Annotated in this window: 21 protein-coding genes; 12 read left to right on the top strand and 9 right to left on the bottom strand. The window is 43.8% G+C overall.

Going from position 1 to position 21,195, the window contains the following annotated elements:
• Positions 1–90: 90 nt before the first annotated feature.
• The 3 genes from pheS to rpmI form a co-directional block, all read right to left on the bottom strand.
• Complete coding sequence (gene pheS, locus JMY01_RS00285; RefSeq protein WP_201573271.1) at positions 91–1,146, bottom strand: phenylalanine--tRNA ligase subunit alpha; 1,056 nt, start codon at positions 1,144–1,146, stop codon at positions 91–93.
• Positions 1,147–1,559: 413 nt separating this feature from the next.
• Positions 1,560–1,916, bottom strand: coding sequence for a 50S ribosomal protein L20 (gene rplT / locus JMY01_RS00280; RefSeq protein ID WP_201573269.1), 357 nt, complete (start codon positions 1,914–1,916; stop codon positions 1,560–1,562).
• A 139-nt stretch (positions 1,917–2,055) separates the two neighbouring features.
• The gene (gene rpmI / locus JMY01_RS00275) at positions 2,056–2,253 is read right to left on the bottom strand and encodes a 50S ribosomal protein L35 (protein WP_201573267.1); all 198 of its coding nucleotides are present in this window, start codon (positions 2,251–2,253) and stop codon (positions 2,056–2,058) included.
• A 407-nt stretch (positions 2,254–2,660) separates the two neighbouring features.
• Between rpmI and JMY01_RS00270 the strand changes: the two genes are divergently transcribed.
• The 7 genes from JMY01_RS00270 to JMY01_RS00240 all read left to right on the top strand — a co-directional run bounded on the left by JMY01_RS00270 (position 2,661) and on the right by JMY01_RS00240 (position 8,977).
• Positions 2,661–3,089 (top strand): thioesterase family protein, encoded by a 429-nt coding sequence (locus tag JMY01_RS00270; RefSeq protein WP_201573265.1) that lies wholly within the window; start codon positions 2,661–2,663, stop codon positions 3,087–3,089.
• 174 nt (positions 3,090–3,263) lie between these two features.
• Entirely contained in the window at positions 3,264–4,100 is an 837-nt protein-coding gene (gene hisIE, locus JMY01_RS00265) for a bifunctional phosphoribosyl-AMP cyclohydrolase/phosphoribosyl-ATP diphosphatase HisIE (protein WP_201573263.1), read from the top strand.
• 224 nt (positions 4,101–4,324) lie between these two features.
• On the top strand, positions 4,325–4,579 hold the full coding sequence (gene tatA, locus JMY01_RS00260) for a Sec-independent protein translocase subunit TatA (RefSeq protein WP_201573254.1): 255 nt from the start codon (positions 4,325–4,327) through the stop codon (positions 4,577–4,579).
• 53 nt (positions 4,580–4,632) lie between these two features.
• Entirely contained in the window at positions 4,633–5,361 is a 729-nt protein-coding gene (gene tatB, locus JMY01_RS00255; RefSeq protein WP_201573253.1) for a Sec-independent protein translocase protein TatB, read from the top strand.
• Positions 5,358–6,185 carry a twin-arginine translocase subunit TatC gene (gene tatC, locus JMY01_RS00250; RefSeq protein ID WP_201573252.1) on the top strand — a complete coding sequence of 276 codons (828 nt, stop codon included), beginning with the start codon at positions 5,358–5,360 and terminating at the stop codon, positions 6,183–6,185. Before tatB ends, tatC begins: the two co-directional genes overlap by 4 nt.
• A 185-nt stretch (positions 6,186–6,370) precedes the next feature.
• Entirely contained in the window at positions 6,371–7,867 is a 1,497-nt protein-coding gene (locus JMY01_RS00245) for a UvrD-helicase domain-containing protein (RefSeq protein WP_201573246.1), read from the top strand.
• A 72-nt stretch (positions 7,868–7,939) separates the two neighbouring features.
• Complete coding sequence (locus JMY01_RS00240) at positions 7,940–8,977, top strand: tRNA-dihydrouridine synthase (RefSeq protein ID WP_201573244.1); 1,038 nt, start codon at positions 7,940–7,942, stop codon at positions 8,975–8,977.
• Positions 8,978–9,030: 53 nt separating this feature from the next.
• Here the strand turns inward: JMY01_RS00240 and JMY01_RS00235 are convergent, their stop codons facing one another.
• Together JMY01_RS00235 and JMY01_RS00230 are read right to left on the bottom strand one after the other, a co-directional pair.
• Positions 9,031–9,456: an MAPEG family protein gene (locus JMY01_RS00235; RefSeq protein WP_201573242.1), complete on the bottom strand. Its 426-nt coding sequence runs from the start codon at positions 9,454–9,456 to the stop codon at positions 9,031–9,033.
• A 14-nt stretch (positions 9,457–9,470) separates the two neighbouring features.
• Positions 9,471–9,884 carry an OsmC family protein gene (locus JMY01_RS00230; protein WP_201573240.1) on the bottom strand — a complete coding sequence of 138 codons (414 nt, stop codon included), beginning with the start codon at positions 9,882–9,884 and terminating at the stop codon, positions 9,471–9,473.
• Between the two features lie 441 nt (positions 9,885–10,325).
• On the opposite strand from JMY01_RS00230, the gene JMY01_RS00225 reads away from it, so the two are divergent.
• The gene (locus tag JMY01_RS00225) at positions 10,326–10,847 is read left to right on the top strand and encodes an RNA pyrophosphohydrolase (RefSeq protein WP_201573238.1); all 522 of its coding nucleotides are present in this window, start codon (positions 10,326–10,328) and stop codon (positions 10,845–10,847) included.
• 88 nt (positions 10,848–10,935) lie between these two features.
• Here the strand turns inward: JMY01_RS00225 and JMY01_RS00220 are convergent, their stop codons facing one another.
• Together JMY01_RS00220 and JMY01_RS00215 are read right to left on the bottom strand one after the other, a co-directional pair.
• The gene (locus JMY01_RS00220) at positions 10,936–11,763 is read right to left on the bottom strand and encodes an NRDE family protein (protein ID WP_201573236.1); all 828 of its coding nucleotides are present in this window, start codon (positions 11,761–11,763) and stop codon (positions 10,936–10,938) included.
• A gap of 15 nt (positions 11,764–11,778) precedes the next feature.
• Complete coding sequence (locus JMY01_RS00215) at positions 11,779–13,443, bottom strand: DUF4139 domain-containing protein (protein WP_201573234.1); 1,665 nt, start codon at positions 13,441–13,443, stop codon at positions 11,779–11,781.
• Positions 13,444–13,672: 229 nt separating this feature from the next.
• On the opposite strand from JMY01_RS00215, the gene lgt reads away from it, so the two are divergent.
• Genes lgt through JMY01_RS00195 form a run of 4 tightly spaced genes read left to right on the top strand, consistent with a single transcriptional unit; the run spans position 13,673 to position 16,869 of the window.
• The gene (gene lgt / locus JMY01_RS00210) at positions 13,673–14,557 is read left to right on the top strand and encodes a prolipoprotein diacylglyceryl transferase (RefSeq protein WP_201573232.1); all 885 of its coding nucleotides are present in this window, start codon (positions 13,673–13,675) and stop codon (positions 14,555–14,557) included.
• A gap of 13 nt (positions 14,558–14,570) precedes the next feature.
• Positions 14,571–15,311: a DUF2971 domain-containing protein gene (locus JMY01_RS00205; protein WP_201573230.1), complete on the top strand. Its 741-nt coding sequence runs from the start codon at positions 14,571–14,573 to the stop codon at positions 15,309–15,311.
• 56 nt (positions 15,312–15,367) lie between these two features.
• A complete protein-coding gene (locus tag JMY01_RS00200; RefSeq protein WP_201573228.1) occupies positions 15,368–16,228 on the top strand; it encodes a thymidylate synthase in 861 nt (286 codons plus the stop codon).
• Between the two features lie 47 nt (positions 16,229–16,275).
• Entirely contained in the window at positions 16,276–16,869 is a 594-nt protein-coding gene (locus JMY01_RS00195; protein WP_201573220.1) for a dihydrofolate reductase, read from the top strand.
• A gap of 503 nt (positions 16,870–17,372) precedes the next feature.
• Here JMY01_RS00195 and uvrC read toward each other — a convergent pair.
• Complete coding sequence (gene uvrC / locus JMY01_RS00190) at positions 17,373–19,217, bottom strand: excinuclease ABC subunit UvrC (protein ID WP_201573218.1); 1,845 nt, start codon at positions 19,215–19,217, stop codon at positions 17,373–17,375.
• 169 nt (positions 19,218–19,386) lie between these two features.
• Positions 19,387–20,913, bottom strand: coding sequence for a DUF3360 family protein (locus tag JMY01_RS00185; protein WP_201573216.1), 1,527 nt, complete (start codon positions 20,911–20,913; stop codon positions 19,387–19,389).
• Positions 20,914–21,195: the final 282 nt, after the last annotated feature.

The raw sequence follows: 21,195 nt of genomic DNA, 5'->3' as shown, positions 1-21,195 counted from the left end.
AGAATTTTATAATAAAGATTTTGGATTAAAGGTTGGCGAATCAACTTGTTGTATTAACAAGGAGCACTGTTTATATAAACAGAGAGCACTCTAGCCAAACTGCTTTAAGAAACGTACGTCGTTTTGGAAAAACAAACGCAAATCATCGATACCGTAATACAGCATCGCAAAGCGCTCAATACCCATGCCAAAAGCAAAGCCAGTATATTTATCGCTATCAATACCGCAGTTGGTCAGTACTTGTGGATGCACCATGCCGCAGCCCATAACCTCAAGCCATTTACCATTATCATCGAGGATATCTACTTCAGCAGAAGGCTCAGTAAATGGGAAAAATGACGGGCGGAAACGCACGGTCAACTCTTTGGCAAAGAACGCTTCTAAGAACTCGCTAATCAAGCCTTTTAGCTCAGCAAAAGTGCTCGACTCAGTCACCATTAGACCTTCTAACTGATGAAACATCGGTGAATGAGTTTGATCCGAATCATTGCGATAAACGCGGCCCGGACAGATGATACGAATCGGTGGTTCGTTTTTTTCCATTGTACGAATCTGCACTGGACTGGTATGCGTACGCAGTAAGTAGTGCGCATCAAAATAAAAGGTGTCGTGCATCGCGCGTGCTGGATGATGCGACGGAATATTTAGGGCTTCAAAGTTATAATAGTCGCTCTCAACTTCAGGGCCAGTGGCAACGTTAAAGCCTGCTTGTATGAAGTATTGCTGCATGCGCTGGGTAATCATGGTCACTGGATGCAGATGGCCTTTTTGACCACCGCGTGCAGGCAAGGTGATATCAATACGCTCGCTTTCAAGCTTGGCATTCAATGCGATAACTTCTAACTGCTGCTGCTGATCGGTCAATGCCTCTTGGATGCGGCTACGTACCCCATGCAACCAGCCACCATAGACTTTTTTATCGTCAGCATCGAGCTTGCCCATCTGCTTGGACCAACCCGTTAACGGGCTCTTTTTACCCGTCAACTGGACACGTAAGTCTTGTAAGGTGCGTGCATCGGTTACTTGTAGGATTAGAGCTTCAGCAGCGCTGGCAAACTCATTGAGCAGAGCTTCATTGAGCTCATTAAGCTCTGAGGACAAGGTCGGTAGCGCCGACAAGTCGTTGGTGGTAGCAGGGGTAGTCATAAGACGCATTATTCCTGATTTAAACGGGCTATTAATAATAGTGACTAGTAATTGTAGGGATTTGACCAAATATTGCAAACCATTTGCCCAATCATTTTAATATACAGACTGGTTGTATGAATGGCTTGAATATTTAGACAGTTAGAGCTGTAACAACACATCATGATAATAATACCATTTCCAAAAAGTGCGATTAACTTTGTCAAACTTGCTAAGCTTACTAGGAGTAGTACTTGCACAAGTTTTCCGCGCTACTCTAATTTTTGGAAATGGTGCTAATAGTAGAATACTTTAATATAAAAAAAGCCACCGACCAGCGGTAGCTTTTATTAATATCACACTATTAATCAATATTGTTCCTATCCATTTAAACAATCACTTAAAAAGCTGAATACCTAAAGGACAGTTAATATTTAGGCCAATTCCGCTTTTGCTTTTTCGACCAATGCGGTGAAAGCAGCTGCATCATGCATAGCGATGTCTGCTAGTACGCGACGATCGATTGCGATGTTTGCTTTTTTCATGCCATTGATAAAGCGGCTATAGCTTAAGCCGTTTAAACGTGCACCAGCATTGATACGTGCGATCCAAAGACGACGGAAAGTACGTTTTTTGTTGCGACGGTCACGATATGCATATTGACCAGCTTTGGTTACTGCCTGTACCGCTACGCGGTAAACACGTGAACGGGCACCGTAGTAGCCTTTTGCGCGCTTTAAGATTTTTTTGTGACGGCGATTTGCCTGTACACCACGTTTTACACGGGCCATAAATTACTCCAAGATATTTTTAATCACTGTTAAACGAATCACGATGTCATTCAATAGTAGACATCATTATCAGATTGCAAAGTCAAATATTTCTAATCCAGTAATACCAAATCAAACATAAATGACGATATGTCGGCTACTAGAGGTAAGGACACATACGACGAACTGCTGCTTCGTCAGACTTGTCTACCATCTTAAGACCGCGCAACTGGCGAATACGCTTAGGTGATTTCTTGGTCAAGATATGGCTTTTGAACGCTTGCTTACGCTTAAAACCGTTCGCTGTCTTTTTGAAGCGTTTAGCTGCACCGCTTCTGGTTTTCATCTTAACTTTCATGATGATTTGCCTCTTTGTCTTTGATAGAACCTGGTCGTCAAGTATAAAATTCAAACTAATGAACTACTTGCCTCGAGGTGGGAGGCGCTATTTTAGCAGAACTGCGACGATATTGCCAAGCAAAGTTTTGACACCGCTAGCAAAGCCTATATTTTGAGTCCAGTCGTTCTGATTTATGTATTTATTTTCTTGCTCAAACACCCTGCTCTGTACCTTTTACTTTCTAGCTGTAAAAAAGCTCATTCATGGCCACTATCGAGTTAATAATGGATAATTATGACCTTATAAAACAGCTGGTTAGCTTATACGACCGCTCATACCCAAATAGATTGAATGTCCTTCTCAGCTATGTTTTATTGATATTAACGAGAATAAAGACGACCAAATCATTGGTGGGGGAGAAAGCATTGAAAGATCAAGAGCTGGAATTCGACGACGGGTTATTTACCTTTGAAACAGTTATGCGTATACGCAATACAGAGATTGATATCGGTCAGCATTTGAGGTTAGAGTCTCTTACAGAGCTGCTGACAGAAGCGCAAATGAGATTTTTGTATTCTAAAGGTATTAAAGAAATCACTGCCGACCGTCAGGGTTTGACTGTTACCAACTTACAGTTGGCTATCATCAGCCGTGCACGTGCCCGCGAAGATATTTTATTTGAGGTTGGCTTAGAGCAAATCACTGATAATGATGCTGATATAGCAATTAAAGTCACGCGTATGTATGATGGCACATTGGTAGCAAAAGCTCGTATGCACCTGAGTCTGTATGATTATCGCCTAAACAAAACCATAGCGCTTAATAAAAATATCAAGGACGCTTTAAACCAATAGCTGCTCAAGCTCTAAGAAGCCTCTTAATATTTACATAATACTCATGATTTAATTCTAACGACTCTACGAAATTGCACGCCGCTGCCAGCTCTTTATTGTATATTAGCAAAGCATTTATTGCTAAAATCTCAACCACCCTATCTCTTTATTCTAACTTATACAAGATGACTGACTATGACTGTACCCGCTTGGCTAGCTACTGTGAATTTCAATACTGATGGTCTGATACCTGCGATTGCACAAGACCATCAATCTGGGCGAATCCTGATGATGGCATGGATGAACGCCGAGGCATTACAGTTAACAGCACAAACGCAGACTGCGGTTTATTTTTCACGCTCACGTAATAAATTATGGCACAAAGGCGAGTCTTCAGGCCATACGCAACAGGTGCATGACATCCGCATAGATTGCGATACTGATGTCATCGTACTTAGCGTGACTCAAGTGGGTGGTATTGCCTGTCATACTGGCCGCGAATCTTGTTTCTATCAACGTCTAGACTTGACAGGCGCAGAGCCAGTTTGGCAAACAGTCGATGCCGTACTAAAAGACCCTGCTGATATTTATAATTCTAATAACAGCACTGGCAACTCTGACTCTGATACCTCTTCCACTCCCAAAGATAAACTATATAACCATAAGAGTAACTCTCACAATACAACTATCCTATCCCAGCTTGATCGTGTGCTAGCAGAGCGCAAACAAGCCGATGCCGATAGCTCTTATGTGGCAAGCTTATACGCCAAGGGTTTAAATAAGATATTAGAAAAAGTCGGCGAAGAAAGCACAGAAAGCATCATCGCTGCCAAAGACTTTGCCAGTTGCGATGAAAATACCGATAAAATACACTATGATGAAGCGCGTCATGAGCTGATCTATGAGGTGGCCGATGTCTGGTTTCATACCTTGATTGGCCTTGCTTGGTTCGACATAGAGTCAGGTGCCGTCTTAAACGAGCTAGGTCGGCGCTTTGGCTTATCAGGTATCGACGAAAAAGCAGCTCGATAACAGATGACATTGTAAAAACAACGTGCGAAATCTTAAAGTAAGCATTTACTCTGTTTGATTATGATTGCTTTCACCTTTTTGTCACAAGGGCAGGTTATAATGTAGGTCTTTTTTAACTTTGCATCTTACGTCTATATTTTTTATTTTTTGTTTAATAGATCAATACCCTATAAAATAAAAGCATTCATGTAGATGTATTAAAACTAAGACATAAGGATACCGTTATGGGCAGTTTTTCCATTACTCACTGGCTAATTTTATTGGTTGTGGTGGTTATCGTATTTGGTACTTCCAAGCTCAAGAATGCTGGCAAGGACTTAGGCGGTGCAGTTAAAGGCTTTAAAGAAGCCGTCAAAGACGAAGAGACTGAGCATGCACGCAAGCACCGCGTTCTTGATCACGAAGCAGATACCCCTACTCCTGACCCACAAGCAGACACGCGTACTAGCAAAGAGGTTGATGATAAGCATCAGGTATAAATCGTGCCGCGTGATGAGAGCCCCTAGAATACCAATAAATATATTTGACAATTATGTTTGATATCGGCTTTTCCGAGCTACTCTTGTTTGGCGTCATCGCTTTGATTGTACTGGGTCCAGAAAAAATGCCTCAGGCTGCACGCACGGCTGGACAATGGTATGGTAAAATGCGCCGCATGGTTTCCACTCTGCAATCTGAAATAGAAGCTGAGCTTGATTTGGCTGAAACTCGTAAGCTGATGCAAGATGAGATTGCCAAAATTCGTAAAACTGAAGCGGAAATGAAGCGTGAAATGGCTGAGATGCGCGGCAGCATGCAAGAGTTTGAGCAGTCACAAAACAAAAGCCTCAATACCATGCATCAGCTCGATGCCGATGCTCTTGAAAGCAATACCGCGCAAAAATCATCAGAGGCAAAAGCTGATCTGACAAAACAAGCACCAGCAGAGTTTGCTTATGATTATCAAGACCATGAAGGCTATTCAGAAAATGAAAAGCCTAAAACGCCTGCTAGCCTTAGCGAAGACGAGAGTCTCAATGAAGACTTAAATAATGGCTCACCGACTGTAGCAGCTCAGCCGATCATCACCAAACCATGGGAAAATATGTGGTTTCGACTGGGTAGCTACGACAAAGCCCGCCGTCTACCTCCAGCGCCACGCCTGCCTAACTATCAAGCCGATATCTTATTATATACACAGCCAGATACTCTAGGTAACACAGCATCTACTCCTTCATCGACAGAGTCTGCACCCTTAGCTAAAAAGGAGGTGGATGAATGAATTTATTTAAAGGGCGAAAAAGCCGACAAGAAAAAATAGACAGCGCAAAAGACGGTGACTCTGACGACGGATCCCACTCTCTTGCTGATATGCCCATCACGGAGCACTTAATCGAACTGCGCTCACATCTCATCAAAATTTGTGTGGCAGTGCTGCTGATATTCTTGCTATTGGCAGGGTTTTCACGTGACCTGTACGACTTTTTATCAGACCCTTTGGTTGCACAGCTGCCCGCCAATTCAACCATGATTGCCACAGACATTACCTCGAACTTCATGGCGCCGATACGCTTGACGATATTTGTCGCTGCATTTTTAGCAATGCCTTATATTTTGTATCAAATATGGTCGTTTGTCGCTCCAGGCTTATATAAAAAAGAAAAAAAGGTCGCGATTCCTGTCTTACTTTCATCGATTGTGCTGTTTTATACAGGTGTCGCTTTTGCCTACTTCGTGGTACTCAAAGGGGTGTTGAAGTTCTTCATCATGTTTGCGCCCCAAAACGTGCTGCCGATGACTGATATTGATAGTTATTTGAGCTTTTCCTTAAAGCTATTTATGGTGTTTGGGCTGACCTTTGAGATACCTGTCGTCACCTTGCTATTGATATTGGCGCGAATTGTCTCCATTGAAAGCTTAGAAGATAAGCGGCGCTATATTATTGTGGGCTGTTTTGCTATTGCTGCGGTAGCCACGCCACCTGATGGCGTCTCTATGCTGATGTTAGCGTTCCCGATGTGGTTATTATTTGAGTTGGGGTTGTTTTTGGCTAAAATTCTGATCAAAGAAGAGAAAGAACCTGAGTTATTAGCAGATAATGATTAATGCTGCATCTTATAAGTACTAAAACGCAAGTGTGACTCTATACTTATATTTTGACAGCCCGCTTACCCTTCACCATAGCGTTTATTAATACCACTCAGTTGTTATTATAACTTTCGCAAAAACTAGCCATTGTGTCAGCAATGGCTTTTTTACCCCCGCCATTTTTAGTTTTAGGTAGCTTTTTTATGTCTGCATCTATGCCCGCTTATATGAGCGACCCAACCGATGAGCAGTTAAATGCGCTCAATATGGCGATGGATCACAAATCGTTCAAAGTTGTGGCCTATGCGGGTGCTGGTAAAACTACTACCCTAAAGCTCATTGGTGAGCGCTTGCGTGGGCGCGGATTGTATTTGGCGTTTAACAAAGGGATTGCTAATGATGCACGCGCAAAATTCCCTGGTCACGTCGATTGTCGCACCTTCCATTCACTGGCTTACCGACATGTCGCCCGTGATATTACCGCTAAGTTATCTTTGCCGCGCTTCTCTCCGAAGCGTCTGGGCGATGATTTGGGATTACAACCAGTACAAGTGCGTCGGCAAATGGATGGCGTCAACAAATATATTACTTTGACACCCGCAAGGCTCTCGCGTTTTGTCAGTGATGCGGTCAGTAATTTTTGTAGCACCCATGCCAGCTATCCTGCACCAAGGCATTTGTTATTTCCCAGCTGGCTTGCTGAGTCAGATAGCGAACAGCTACGTGAAATGCTCTACCCTGCCGTTGAGCAGCGCTGGTTACAATCTATTGATGCCCGTCATCCCGCTGGTATCGGTCACGATATTTATCTTAAATTGTGGGCGCTATCTAAGCCAAGCATTCCTGCTGACTTTATCTTATTTGATGAAGCACAGGATGCTGATCCCTTAATGATGGGGATTTTGACTCAGCAGCCACGGCAAGTGATCTATGTTGGTGATGCCCATCAGCAGATTTATGAATGGCGCGGTGCGGTGAATGCGATGAAAAAACTGCCATTGCCGCAAACCTTACTTACCCAATCTTTTCGCTTTGGCGAACCAATTGCCGAAGTTGCGAATACACTGCTAAAAGCATTACAAGAAGACGTGCCGCTCAAAGGCAATCCCAATAAGCAGTCCTCAACGGAAAAAGGCATGGTACATAGCAAAAAAGACGCCATCCTTTGCCGTACGAATGCCGCAGCAATGGCACAGTTACTGACAGGGCTTAAGCTTGGCCATCGGGTGGCTTTACAGGCCGATACCGATCGTATGCTGAAGTTCTGTCAGGCAGCAGAGAACCTTAAAAACGGTAAGTCGGCTTATGGTGTCCCTGAGCTGGCGTATTTTTATAATTGGAGTGATGTACAAGAGTATTCAGAGACCAATGAGGGGAGCGACCTTAAAACTCTGGTCAAGCTCGTCGATGATCACGGCACCAAGGTTTTGAGTCAAGCAGTCAATAGCCTGACCAGTATCGCCAACGCTGACTATGTCATCTCAACGGCACATAAAGCCAAAGGGCTTGAGTGGTCTCGCGTACAGCTAGATGATGATTTTTATTATGATGTCACGACTAATGGCATTAAAATTAATCCTGAAGAATTACGCTTGCTGTATGTCGCCTGTACCCGTGCCAAGACCAATTTAGACATTCATAATATTAAGGATTTGATATCGGGATTACAGACGGGCAAAAAGGTTATTTATGGAACTTAACAGCCCTTCCATCTACCCATCTACTGTCAAATCCTTTAAGCCACGCCACTTTATAATGATGACTAGCCGCTAATGAATAATGATACTCAGCAAGCTCAGCTTTTAGGGCAACACTCTCATATACAGCAGCTATTTGCGCATCCTGTACGCCTCCTCGCACCAATGGAAGGCTTGACCGATCCTTTGATGCGGCAAATTTTAACGCAAATAGCAGCGGATCTAGGTCGACCTTATGATTGGTCCGTCAGTGAATTCATTCGTATCACCCAGAATGTCCTGCCAGCGCACGTATTTTATAAATATGTGCCCGAGCTGCATCATGATGCCAAGACCGCTTCTGGCACGCCCATTCATTTGCAACTATTAGGCAGTGAAGCACAGCTAATGGCAGAAAACGCTGCTTACGCGTGTGAGCTTGGTGCACCCGCTATTGATATCAATTTTGGTTGTCCTGCCAAGACCGTCAATAATCATCGTGGTGGCTCAGTTCTGCTTGATGAGCCTACTATCATGTATGAGATCATCAGCGCGGTACGGCGCGCGGTGCCTGCCCATATTCCAGTATCGGCAAAGATTCGTTTGGGTTATACAGACACCAGTAGAATGGATGATATTCGCGGGGCAATTGCTGACAGTGGTGCTGATTGGCTGACCATTCATGCACGTACCAAAACCCAAGGTTATAAGCCGCCCGCTTATTGGGATAAAATCCAGAGCTTTAACTCGCTAGATATTCCAGTCATTGCCAACGGTGAGATATGGGATGCAGAGCAAGCACAAAACTGTATGGCACAGTCAGGCTCGCAGCATCTTATGCTTGGCCGCGGTGCAGTCACCCGTCCAGATTTGATTGCGCAGGTTGATGGCTTCAAAAAGAACCTAGAAAGTTTAGAGGCCTATACAGAACTCTCATGGCAAGATTTGATAGCGCATCAGATTAAGTTTTTAGAAGGACAGGCCAAAAATGATATCGTGTTGGTAGGACGTTATAAGCAATGGCTAGGCATGCTCACTAAAGGCTATCGTGAGGCGCAAATATTATGGGAGAGCATTAAACGCGAAAAAAACAAAGCAACGATCATTAGTGCCCTGCAAAGCAGCGTGCAGTAACGCTGCCTTAATGGGCTTCTACGGTAATGAGCTATAAATGAAAACCTAGACAACTAGGTACTCATACGAATCGCTAGATAAAACAACATAAAGCAGCAAGCCATTGACAGCGCCCATAATATCGAACGAAATATCGATAAATTAATAATATAGGCTACGCCATAACCAATCCGAATAAATACATACAACCAGGCCAAGTTGTTAATTATTGACTGTGGCACAAAAAACAGCATCGCTACCAATACCGCTACTAAAAACACGGGCAAAGTCTCAAAGCTGTTTTGTTGGGCGGCGTTCGCTCTGGCCGCCTTCCCTGTAAGCTTTGCTAATGCTTCTCTAGGGTGTGCATTGTCTGCCAGTTGAAAATTTCCAAACATTTTTGCCAGCATCGCAAACACAAACGGTAATATACTGGCGATTACCATGGCCCAAATTGCGGCGGCAGCAGTATCAGGAATAAACCCAAAGAGTGTACTCATTAGTGTATTAACCCCTACCCTGCAATGACTTCAAAATCATGGGTAACATTCACCCCACCTTGTACTAGCATGCGACTGGCTGAGCAGTACTTATCGCTTGACAGCCTGATGGCACGCTCAACTTGCTTGTCTGAAATATCCTGACCTGTTACCACAAAATGCATATGAATATCGGTATACACCGCTGGGACAGTCTCTGCACGCTGAGCCGTCAGCTCACAACGCACATCCTGTACCTCTTGACGCGACTTTTGCAAAATCGCCACCACATCATAACTGGCACAACCACCAAGCCCAAGCAGGATTAGCTCCATCGGGCTCGCACCTTTTTCTTTATCCGCATCAATCTGTACATTATGACCAGATGGCGCCACGCCCATAAATGCTTTATTCTCTTGCCACGTCACGCTTGCTTTTAACTCTGCCATTTCGCTGTCCCTTTTCTTAATTGCTCTTTAATTGTGCCAAGTCGGCTAGATGTTTTTGTATTGAATGATCTTTATTGGATCTTCTTTATTGAATGACCTTCATCGAGTGATACAACCGCACATGGCTAGTGTAACATAAGCCAAAACAGGATTTTATAGCGTAACTGTCATTCGTTATAACATGCTAGCAAAAATCCAGTCACATAACCCCTATAAACGCCGGTAAAACCCTTATGCTAAACCTTTGATTTATAAGGTTTATATTTGTGAAACATTTTATAGCAAAATAGGGTTACACATTTCGACCAATTCTTGGTTTAATAACGGTAATGAATCTTATTTTGAAATGGTATTGATGACAATCGACTTATAATAATTATGATTGTTGTCACTGTATCAGTTCGAGATAAGCTATTTTTAAATAAATTAAAAGGGTTAGTCATGATAGATGCAGACGGCTTTCGCGCCAATGTCGGCATTATCTTGGCAAATACACAAGGGCAAGTTCTGTGGGCGAAACGTATTGGTCACAACGCTTGGCAGTTTCCTCAAGGCGGTATCGACCGTGGGGAGACGCCGATGGATGCGATGTATCGCGAGCTCTGGGAAGAGGTCGGTTTGCATCCGCGTCACGTAGACTTATTGGCAGTGACGCAAGATTGGCTGCGTTATCGTCTGCCAAAACGTTACGTGCGTCAAGGACAGTATCCTTTGTGTATTGGGCAAAAACAAAAATGGTTTTTGCTACGCTTAGATGAGCCGAATACTCAACACATCCGCTTCGATGAGGGCAAACCAGAATTTGACCATTGGCAATGGGTCAGCTACTGGTATCCACTCGGACAAGTGATTCACTTCAAACGCGGGGTATATCGCAGAGCTTTGCAAGAGCTCGCACGTGAGTTACCTCTTAGACAAGAGCTTATTATTCCTGAGCAAGACAATCATTTGTTGATGGAATAAACAGCTGACTTGATATACTTCACACAATAAAAACGCCCACTCTGATATCTAGAAATCCTAGAGGCCAGAGTGGGCGTTTTTATTGTGTTTAACTCAGATTTATTTCACGGCTCATAAGTTTAACATTAACTTTCGAACCTTTATCACTGTCTAAGCTATTATCAACACCCTGACGCAACGTTAAAATGCTTTGAGTACGCGTCCCATAAGTGGGTACATTCTGTTCCGTATTTCCAAAAGCTATGGGCTCGATATAGATAGATGATAGTGCTTGCTCAATCTCAGTAGCCATACCAGTATCCGGTAGCCTGTCTGCTGGTGCTGGAGTCGTATCTGACAATACATTAAAGGCTGCATCTTGCCAGTATTCAAGAGAGCTATCTTCTGCAATCAGAGGCAGTACCTCTTGACGTAGCCGACCGCGTAGTCTCTCAGTCTTAAACCAACTGTCCTCAGGTTGACCATTAGAGACTACATGTAGCCCTGCATATAATGGCGTGGGTGCATGACCGCGATTATTGACCATGACCGCTTGCTGGCTATCACCAATAATCAAGTTAAACCCAGCATAGTCTTGCAAGCCAATCTGCCGTGCAAATGCCATCGGACTTAACTCACTGGTCAAAAAACCCGTGACCAACTCGCCGCGTGAGCGCTCATCAGGTCTTGCCAGCACACCATCGCGAAAGTTCAATACTGCCGCCCAGCGTCCGTTTTGCTGATGAAAATCCGAATGCAGCTCTTGATGTATACCCAGCCAGGTGCCGCCACTTTGGCTATCACGTCCAGCATAAATGGGCATGTCCGCCCACTGGTGCAAAGGCTCGGTTGGACGCTGCAAAAACTCATCACGGTTTGATAACAACACCAGTGGCAGCTCATCAAATAGTTGCCAAGCGATGGCGACGATACACATAAGACTCCTTTTTGTCTAATTAATTGCCAGTTTTTTACTAGCAGGATAGCTCACCTGAGAGGTGGACTGTATGACTTTCGATTGTTTGCTTGGCAAATCAAACTCCCATGCCACCATGCCTTTATTGTCATTCCAGTCGCGCTCAGTCACTGGCGGCGTATGGGTAATGGTCACTTTAAGGTTGTCATCACGGCTGACAGGCTCGCTACCCAATACTTGCAAGCGTATATTACGATTGTGTTGATTGGTGAATTGATAAGCTTGGGTTTTGGTCAGCGTTTGCGTGCGATTAAACGCGCCTTTATCACCTTGCTTATCTTCATCAGTGATTTGCTTTACAATCGTATTGGGGTCAATGCCGAAGCCAATACCCTGCTCTTTTAGGGTCTGATAACTGTATCTTGATTGGCCAATATAATTGTCATCACGGTATAGCTGTAGCGAACCATCGACCCAAGCTGGAGTCAAGAATGGCGCAGATGCGTACCAATAACCAGCGGTTTCCACACTGGGCGTACTACGAATCCAAAGCTTGCTGCTGCCAGACTGCTCATCAATAACCGTACGTACATGCCTGCCATCGCTCGGAATACTGACCCGCTGCGGTAGCTTGTATTCAGTGATGCCGTTTTTATTTTGGCTACTAACCGTAAAGCTTGGCAGCGGTGCTATATTTGGTGCAGATGCAGCGCCACCATAACTATCCATTGCAGAGACAACTACTGGAGCAGGTTCCATCATTGGCTGTGCAAACTTGGCAAGCCTTTGTTGGTCTTCTTCATATAATGAGAGACGCTCTACATTGGGCAGACGGCCGGTAGTATTTTGATTGGGATTAACCGAGCTGAGGGTTAAGGGTATATTTAGCCAATTCTCCCCTGTTTGTTGGGCAATGATGGCCGATGCGGTAATGTTCAACTGCTCAGTCGTCGTATTTAAACGCGCCTGATAAGTCGGTTGCCAACCAGCACCGCGCACTTGGTAATGTAGTTTTACTGAGCTTGGCGTGCGGCTAGCGGTACGTACACTCACCTGTGTCACGCTATTACGAGTCGACGTAGCACTGCCCGCCATTAGCTGATTAAGGGCATCTTGAGCACGCGCTTGGCGCTGCTGAATATCTAAAATTCTTTTATTAATGCTTGCCGCTTGAGCTTCTATATCGCGCGCATTATTGGCCAATGTGCCGTCTGTGCTGATTTGCGTAACCTTGGTCAGATTTTGCAGATAAGCTTTTGCCAGACGTGCGGCTTCTAGCTCAGCGCTGATATCAGCTAAGATCGCCTGCTGCTTCTGCACGTTGGCATCGCCTTGATATTGACATTGGGCTGCTTGCTCACCGCTTAGCGTCTCGATACTGACTTCACCCACATTGACAGCATTGGCCGCTTGTACGCTCAAGCTGTCTTTATCAATATAAGGAGACAAGCAAGAAAACACCAGCGTCTGCTCACCACTGCCATTGATTGGCAGCGCGCGGGTGACACTGGCTAAGCCTTGATAGATAGTCACTTGCTCGATACTACTATTTGCTGCATAAGTCGGAGTCACGCTGAAAGCAGCTAGGCTAAATAAACTCAGCGGTGCAAGCATTTTTTTTGATACTCGCTTACTAGACTGAAGTTGCACTGAACGCTGCTGATCCGTCAAAGCGGCTGCTTTTAACCATTGAGACTGCATAATTATTCCTTAAAATTATTATTAATCCATTACGGCGTGTTCGATAGTCACTATGCTAAGTATGTCTTGAAGCCTTCTGTATCTTAGCCGTTTTTTTGCCAATATTCTAGATAATCGCAATGCTGTTAGATAAGTAATGACGAGTGCTCATTCAAGTAATCTAGTATGCCTAAGTGGCTATTTTTGCTATCATAGTCAGCACTTTATTATCAATATTTATGATGCCCTTATGATGATTCACCCTCAGTATGATCCCGTGGCGCTGTCCTTGGGCCCAGTAGAAATACACTGGTACGGCTTAATGTACTTATTGGCCTTCGCCGCCGCTTACGGTCTAGCATGGTATCGCAGCAGCAAGCGTGATAGTTGGTCAACCGACATGGTCTCCGACTTAGTGTTTTATGGTGCGCTTGGCGTCATTTTAGGTGGCCGTGTTGGTTATGTATTATTTTATCAATTCGGTGAGCTGTTACAAAACCCAGCCTATCTTCTCAAGGTTTGGGAAGGTGGCATGTCATTCCATGGTGGTTTTTTGGGTGTGATGCTCGGCATGTGGTTCTTTGCCCGCAAATACAAAAAGAGCGCCTTTGAAGTATTTGACTTTGTGGTGCCTTGTGTCCCAACTGGCTTGCTATTTGGCCGTATCGGTAACTATATCAACGGTGAGCTGTGGGGTCGAGTGTCTGACGGCGGTTATAATTGGTTGAATTACTTTCCGCAAGCTGCCGCCTTTGATATGCAACAGCTGCAAGACAACCCAGCACTGCAAGAACTGATGGTTGAAGTGAATGGTCAGTATTTATTACCGCGTCACCCATCACAGTTATACGAAGCCTTTGCCGAAGGCTTATTGTTATTTATCTTCCTTTGGTGGTACTCATCTAAGCCGCGCCCACGTATGGCAGCGACCGCTGTGTTCCTACTAGGCTATGGCATCAGCCGCTTTATCATTGAGTTTTTCCGTCAGCCAGATGCCGACCAAGGGTTTGTGTTATTAGGTTGGATGACTAAAGGACAAATACTCAGCGCTCCGATGATTATCGTTGGCTTTATCTTGCTGGTTTATGCTTACAAACGCGGTATTTATGACTGGGGTAAGCAAGCGGCTTATTGATATAAGGATTAAAATGCTTGAAAAATTAAGTCCACATATCGTTTTAACAAGATATGTTTCGTTTGTAAAATTAATATCTATGTTAGAACAAGGTTTCTTTATTCCTAAAGCCAATCTTTTCACTGACAACTGGGAAGGCAGTCTTCATTTATTCAATGGTGAAAAAGATCAATTCCAGACTGAAAATGAGTTAGTAACTGCTAAAGATTGGGTATATGTAAGCTGCTGGTATCAAGATGAACCTGAATCGCACGCTATGTGGAACAGCTATGGTCAATCTAATGATTCTTTAGCAATACAGACTACTAATAGTGATCTTAAGTCAGCTTATAATGCTTCAACTTTTGATCCTATGTGTTCTTATTTCGACAAAGTTTATTATCAACAGCCTGATAATGTTCACAATTTATATGATAGAAAAAATATTTTCCCTTGGTCTTCTGATAATAATGGTTTTTCAGTGAACGGTAAAATTAGCCATCTTACATACAGGCTTTATCATAAACATAAAGCCTTCTCTTTTGAAAATGAAGCCAGACTAGTACTAGTAGACAACGATGCTACCTTAGAGAGTAATAATAATAAAGCTGGCATCCACCTTTCCGTTGAACATAGTAGAGAAATGATAAAAAAGATTATTTTACATCCTAATTCTTCAACTTGGTTTGAAGATACAGTTCACAAACTTATCAAAGATACCTATAAATTAGATATTCCAATTCATAAATCTTCATTAATTGGCTCAAAAAACTAATAGATCGGAACTTTAGAATCTAATAAATTTATATATATTCATCAAAGTTGAAAACCATGATTACTAGCAAAAACGAACAAGCTTATCTCGATTTACTCCAGTACGTATTGGCGCACGGTACTGAAAAAGGCGATCGCACTGGTACGGGTACGCTAAGCCACTTCGGTGCGCAGCTGCGTTTTGACTTAGCGTCAGGATTTCCGCTGTTAACCACCAAAAAAGTCCACTTTAAGTCTATTACCTACGAGCTATTATGGTTTTTGAGTGGCAGCACGCACGTCGACTACTTACAAGAGCATAATGTGCGGATATGGAACGAATGGGCAACCGCTGAACAGACAGCACGCTTCAATCGTCCTGCGGGTGATTTAGGGCCTATTTATGGTCATCAGTGGCGTAATTATGGCGCTACTAAAAGCGATGACGGTAGCTATAATAATGATGGCTTCGATCAAATCACCCAAGTGATTGAGCAAATAAAAACCAACCCCAATTCACGACGTCTAATCGTCTCTGGCTGGAATCCAGGTGAAGCGGAGCAGGTTGCCCTACCACCTTGTCACACGCTATTTCAGTTTTTTGTCGCAGATAATAAACTGTCCTGCCAGCTGTATCAGCGTTCAGCAGATCTATTCCTAGGTGTGCCGTTTAATATCGCCAGCTATGCATTGTTGACCCATATGGTCGCGCAAGTTTGCGGACTAGAAGTTGGCGAATTTATCTGGACGGGTGGCGACTGCCATATTTATCAAAACCATCGTGAGCAAGTTGAACTACAGCTGACGCGCGAGCTTTATGACTTGCCAACATTGACGCTCAACCCTGATGTCGATGATATTTTTGCTTTTAAATTTGAAGATATTAGCGTCGATGGTTATGAATCCCATCCTGCTATCAAAGCCAAAGTCGCAGTATAAGCAGCCGTTTCTACTTCATTGTTGGATGAGAATAAAAAGGATACGTTATGAGTTATGCCCATACTGAAGTCGCCCAAATCGCTGCTATCAGCAGCAATCGCTGTATCGGTAAGGATAATGAGTTGCCGTGGCATATCTCAGCAGATTTGCAGCACTTTAAAAAGATGACGACCAAAAAAAATGATAGTAATAGTAATAGTAATAGCGATAGCGCCATTCAAGGCATTGTCATTATGGGTCGCAAGACGTTTGAGTCGATGGGCAGCAAGCCTTTGCCAAAGCGCGTCAGCTTTATCATCAGCAGTCAGTTAGATTATGCTGAACAAAAAGGTCTGGTAGGCAAAGACAATGCCTACGTCGTACATAATTTAGATGATGCCTTGACGCAAGCTGCCAGCCTTGCACATGGAGCGCACCTTGATACGATTTGGGTGATTGGTGGCGAGCGCGTATTTAGTGATGCTTTAATGTATACGGATCGCATTGAGCTGACTCATGTAGACATCGAAATCGCTGGTGGCGATGCCTTTTATCCTGAGCTACCAAGCGCATTTGCTGTATCAACAGAATCTGAGCAGATGCATGATGAAAAAAGTGCATTAGATTTTAGATTTGTGACTTATAAAAGAAAAGCAAACTAATGCTGTAGCGCTATTTAATGTCATGCTTACTATTTCTAAGCTAGAATCGAAGAGGAGAACCAAATATGGAAAATTAAAAAAGCCCAGCAACGCCAATTGCTGAGCTTAAAAAACTTTTAGATTAGACAGCTATGGAGCAAGACTCCATTGTTAGCATACTAATCAAGTTTATTTACCTTCCACAGGTTTGTATATTTTATAGTAAATGCTGACAATAGCAAATGCTAATAAGTGTCTATGCTCCGTAGTTATGAAACTTTCATAACAAATATGGAGAAATAAATGACAACAGTATATTGTCGTTATCCTAAAGCTGTGCACGTACGTTGGTACTGGAGATACAGATTTAATCGTTGGGAGCGTGTTTGCGAACATTGTCGCAGTTACCCAAATCAACAACTAAGCTTCGATTTTTAATATTTTAAACTTTTAACGGCTAAATATTATTAATTTTAAAATGCCAATAATCTTAGGATTGTTGGCATTTTTTATGATGAATCAGCTTATTCATGCAATACTTTATAAATGGTCTTTGCTAACACTGGACCAATCCCCTGCACACCTCCCAACTCTTGTTGAGAAGCACCGAGCAGCTGTTGCATGCCGCCAAAGTGATTCAGTAGGTCACGACGGCGCTTCTCACCCAGTCCAGGTATGACTTCTAACACTGACGACGAACGGCGCTTATCGCGCTTCTTACGGTGCGCTGTGATGGCAAAACGATGTGCCTCATCGCGGATATGCATCAGTAAATGTAGCGCCTTACTGTCCATTGGCAAATCAAGCGGCTCATGATCGATGAAGTGCAATACTTCGAGTCCCGCTTTGCGCCCCTCGCCTTTTGCAACCCCTACCAATAACGTGTCGCCAAGAATACCCAGCTCTGTCAATACTTCTTTGGCGATTCCAAGCTGACCTTTTCCGCCATCAATGAGCAGTAAGTCAGGTAGAGGCTGTTTTTTATAGCGGCGTGTCAGCACTTGCTTCATCGCGGCATAGTCATCTCCGCCTTGAATATCGTGAATGGCATACTGACGGTAGTCACGCCTGCGTGCACCTCCTTGATCAAAGACCACGCAGCTGCCAATGGTCGCCTCACCCATCGTATGAGAGATATCAAAACATTCAATACGATCGATAGCACGATCTGTCACTTCAGCCAATACATCTTTGAGGGCGCCGAAACGCGCATGCAGCTCTAAGTAATCACCCAGCTTGGTTTTGAGCGCATTATTGGCATTGAGTTTTGCCAGGTCCAACCACTCTGAGCGATGTTCACGCACACTGGTTTTTATAACGACTTTGCTGTCAAAATGCGTGGCCAGCGCTTCACTGACAGCAACCTGATCTGGCAATTCATGACTCAATATAATCTCTGCAGGCAAATCATCGGTCACCTGAAAATAAAATGAGCTGATAAAAGCAGACAAATTATCCGCTAGCGATTCACTACTATCGACATCAGGAAAGTAGTTTTTGCCGCCAAGTACCCGACCACCGCGTACCGTTAAGACGTTCACACACGTCATGCCTGCCTGACTGGCAATAGAAATTACATCCGCCTCACCCTGTACGGTATAGACAGCTTGTCTTGCTTGTACTTCGCGTAGCATAGAAAGCTGGTCGCGATAAAACACCGCTTTTTCAAAGTCTAGTACTTCAGCGGCACTCTCCATCTTTTCAATCAAAGCATTGTGAATATCACTAGAATCGCCCTTTAAAAAGCGAATGGTGTTGTTGACATCTTCCGCATACTCTTCTGGTGATACCAAGCCGACACAAGGCGCACGGCAGCGCTTAATCTGATACTCCAAACATGGACGCTTCCGTTGCTTGAAAAAAGTATTGGTACATTGACGCATTTGAAACATTTTTTGCATCAAGACCAGCGTTTCTTTTGCAGCATGAGCAGACGGAAATGGCCCAAAAAACCGACCCTTTTGATGGTTGCCTTTGCCGCGGCCATAAGCCAATCTTGGATAAGGCTTGTCCGCAGATATAAACACATAAAGGTAGGATTTATCATCACGCAGCAGCACATTATAAGGCGGACGATATTCTTTAATCAGATTCTGCTCAAGTAGTAACGCCTCAGTCTCACTACGGGTAATGATGGTTTCGATATTATGAATCCGCGCTACCAATGCCCGCGTCTTTGGGTGGTCAATTGTCTTAGCAAAATAGCTGTTTACACGACTTTTGAGTGATTTCGCTTTACCAACGTATAAAATATCACCGTTTTTACCCAGCATTTTATATACCCCTGGCAAGTTTGGCAGGCGTTTTATTAAATGATTAAGACGAACCTTCTTGTCATCGACAGGCGTTGTTTCTGAGACGTTTGTCATAGGGGTTTATTGCTCTTAAGCTATTGATATATGGTTATTTATGGGGCGATAGATTGTGCTTTGCAAGCACCATTATAAGCTTATCTATATACATAAAAAAAGCCAGCACCATGGCTGACTTTTTATAATTACTGACAACTATCTAAGCTTATTAATGATCTAGGTTTTATTAATGACGGAAACTCGGTAGTAATGCTGGAATACCAGGCAACATACCAACGATCGCCATCACTCCTGTCAATACAATAAAAGTGACGACTGGAATAATCCAGCGGCTCATCTTGGACAAGTTTGCACTACGCTCTTTTGAGCCAATCAGCCCCAAATTATCAAGCACCAACGTAATCGACCAACCAAACGCAGGATTCACCAGTGCTGACGCAAACACCACAATGGCAGCAGACTGGGTAGTTTTACCTTCGCGTGTCATCTCCATACCCGCCTCAAGCAGCGGAATAAAGACACCCACGATGAGCGCCACACACATGACTGGCTCCCAAATCGCGAGATCCATTGGATAGCCCCATACACCTGCGATGATACAGAAGATACCAGTTAAGACAGCACCTGCTGGAATTGGACGCTTAGCAATCGCCGCTGGTACAATATAAGTACCCCATGACGACGCAAAGTTGGTACCACCAAGTACCGAGCCTGCTACCTGACGAATGGAAGCACTGGTCATCGTATCATCGATATCCATCTGTACACGCTCAGTACGCTCAGGATAGCTGATTTTTTGGAATACCTGATGACCTAAGAAGTCTGGTGACCACATCGCTACCGCCAATACTGCAAACGGCAGTACCACAATAAAACTCTCCACGGTTGGCAGACCTAGCATCCAACCGGTATTGTCACCCCACCAGTACATTGGGTTCATGTTTGGCAGGCCTGGTGCTGTTTCAAATGCAAACGGTGCACCCATAGCAAAGGCGACCCCGCCACCTAATAAACAACTGAGTGGTACTGCAAGCCAGCGCTTATTGTAGTTTTCTAACACGGCATAAAGCACAATCGTCAATAAAATCACTGTAAAAGCAATGTGCCCCATATTGATGGCTTCTGCCCACGCAAATAGATTTTTGACTTGCGAGATGGTACCAATAAAGCCTAGGTATAGCAGTAAACCACCACACACGCCTTTACTGGTCAAGTTTGCCAGCAAACTCCCCCCTTTACTGATTGCCAGCAACAGACCAAAGGCACCAATAAGCAGACCAAAGGCCATTGGATGGCCGCCAGCAGCGACGACAATAGGGATTAAAGGAATTAGCGGACCATGGGTACCTGCAAGGTTGGCAGTAGGTAGTAAAAACCCTGAAAATAAAATAACAAAGAACGCAACGATTAATAGCTCGTAACGCACGTTTTCTAATACAAAGGCATCACTTAAACCCAATGGCCCTGCAAAGGTTGCAGCAATGGCGCCCACCATCACTACTTTACCGATTGTCGCCGCCATCGCTGGAATGGTATCTTCGTATTCAAAACGATAGTCACGAAATGGCAGGTTAGCACGCCAACGTTTAGGCTGCATGATTTGCAGTTCATGATTTAGATAAGCATCACGGCTCTCAAAGCTTGAGTTTGGCTTGTGCAACTCAGCATAGCTACCTTGTAATTCTCTATCGTAATTAGATGGATTTGGTTGCTGGGGATTAGACCCTGAAGCGGGAATCTCATTACTACTCATCACATCTCCTTATGTCGACTAAGATTTTGACTATAAGTGACCATTTATATCATTTCCAAAAATTAGAGTAGCGCGAAAAACTTGTGCAAGTACTACTCCTAGTAGGGTTAGCAAGTTTGACAAAGCTTATCGCACTTTTTGGGTTTGGTATTACTTACCAAGACTTGTTGATAAATAAGTCACCGAACATAAATTGGCAGCCATTGTATGCTATCAAATAGTATAATGCGAGGTTTACTAGCTAAATACCGAACATTTATTAGTGCTTAACTGGTATTTTTA

It is taken from the genome of Psychrobacter sp. H8-1 (assembly GCF_904846575.1).
Lineage (GTDB): Bacteria > Pseudomonadota > Gammaproteobacteria > Pseudomonadales > Moraxellaceae > Psychrobacter > Psychrobacter fulvigenes.
Note: the sequence above shows the minus strand (reverse complement) of the source record. Positions and strands in the feature narration are given on the sequence as shown.

Excerpts from the sequence above, each read along its gene's own strand:
- JMY01_RS00200 (WP_201573228.1), top strand. The coding sequence starts at position 15,368 with ATGATTACTAGCAAAAACGAACAAGCTTATCTCGATTTACTCCAGTAC.
- tatC (WP_201573252.1), top strand. The coding sequence starts at position 5,358 with ATGAATTTATTTAAAGGGCGAAAAAGCCGACAAGAAAAAATAGACAGC.
- JMY01_RS00185 (WP_201573216.1), bottom strand. The coding sequence starts at position 20,913 with ATGAGTAGTAATGAGATTCCCGCTTCAGGGTCTAATCCCCAGCAACCA.
- JMY01_RS00195 (WP_201573220.1), top strand. The coding sequence starts at position 16,276 with ATGAGTTATGCCCATACTGAAGTCGCCCAAATCGCTGCTATCAGCAGC.
- JMY01_RS00220 (WP_201573236.1), bottom strand. The coding sequence starts at position 11,763 with ATGTGTATCGTCGCCATCGCTTGGCAACTATTTGATGAGCTGCCACTG.
- tatB (WP_201573253.1), top strand. The coding sequence starts at position 4,633 with ATGTTTGATATCGGCTTTTCCGAGCTACTCTTGTTTGGCGTCATCGCT.
- JMY01_RS00205 (WP_201573230.1), top strand. The coding sequence starts at position 14,571 with ATGCTTGAAAAATTAAGTCCACATATCGTTTTAACAAGATATGTTTCG.
- rpmI (WP_201573267.1), bottom strand. The coding sequence starts at position 2,253 with ATGAAAGTTAAGATGAAAACCAGAAGCGGTGCAGCTAAACGCTTCAAA.
- rplT (WP_201573269.1), bottom strand. The coding sequence starts at position 1,916 with ATGGCCCGTGTAAAACGTGGTGTACAGGCAAATCGCCGTCACAAAAAA.
- lgt (WP_201573232.1), top strand. The coding sequence starts at position 13,673 with ATGATGATTCACCCTCAGTATGATCCCGTGGCGCTGTCCTTGGGCCCA.
- tatA (WP_201573254.1), top strand. The coding sequence starts at position 4,325 with ATGGGCAGTTTTTCCATTACTCACTGGCTAATTTTATTGGTTGTGGTG.
- JMY01_RS00215 (WP_201573234.1), bottom strand. The coding sequence starts at position 13,443 with ATGCAGTCTCAATGGTTAAAAGCAGCCGCTTTGACGGATCAGCAGCGT.
- uvrC (WP_201573218.1), bottom strand. The coding sequence starts at position 19,217 with ATGACAAACGTCTCAGAAACAACGCCTGTCGATGACAAGAAGGTTCGT.
- JMY01_RS00245 (WP_201573246.1), top strand. The coding sequence starts at position 6,371 with ATGTCTGCATCTATGCCCGCTTATATGAGCGACCCAACCGATGAGCAG.
- pheS (WP_201573271.1), bottom strand. The coding sequence starts at position 1,146 with ATGACTACCCCTGCTACCACCAACGACTTGTCGGCGCTACCGACCTTG.
- JMY01_RS00225 (WP_201573238.1), top strand. The coding sequence starts at position 10,326 with ATGATAGATGCAGACGGCTTTCGCGCCAATGTCGGCATTATCTTGGCA.
- JMY01_RS00230 (WP_201573240.1), bottom strand. The coding sequence starts at position 9,884 with ATGGCAGAGTTAAAAGCAAGCGTGACGTGGCAAGAGAATAAAGCATTT.
- hisIE (WP_201573263.1), top strand. The coding sequence starts at position 3,264 with ATGACTGTACCCGCTTGGCTAGCTACTGTGAATTTCAATACTGATGGT.
- JMY01_RS00240 (WP_201573244.1), top strand. The coding sequence starts at position 7,940 with ATGAATAATGATACTCAGCAAGCTCAGCTTTTAGGGCAACACTCTCAT.
- JMY01_RS00235 (WP_201573242.1), bottom strand. The coding sequence starts at position 9,456 with ATGAGTACACTCTTTGGGTTTATTCCTGATACTGCTGCCGCCGCAATT.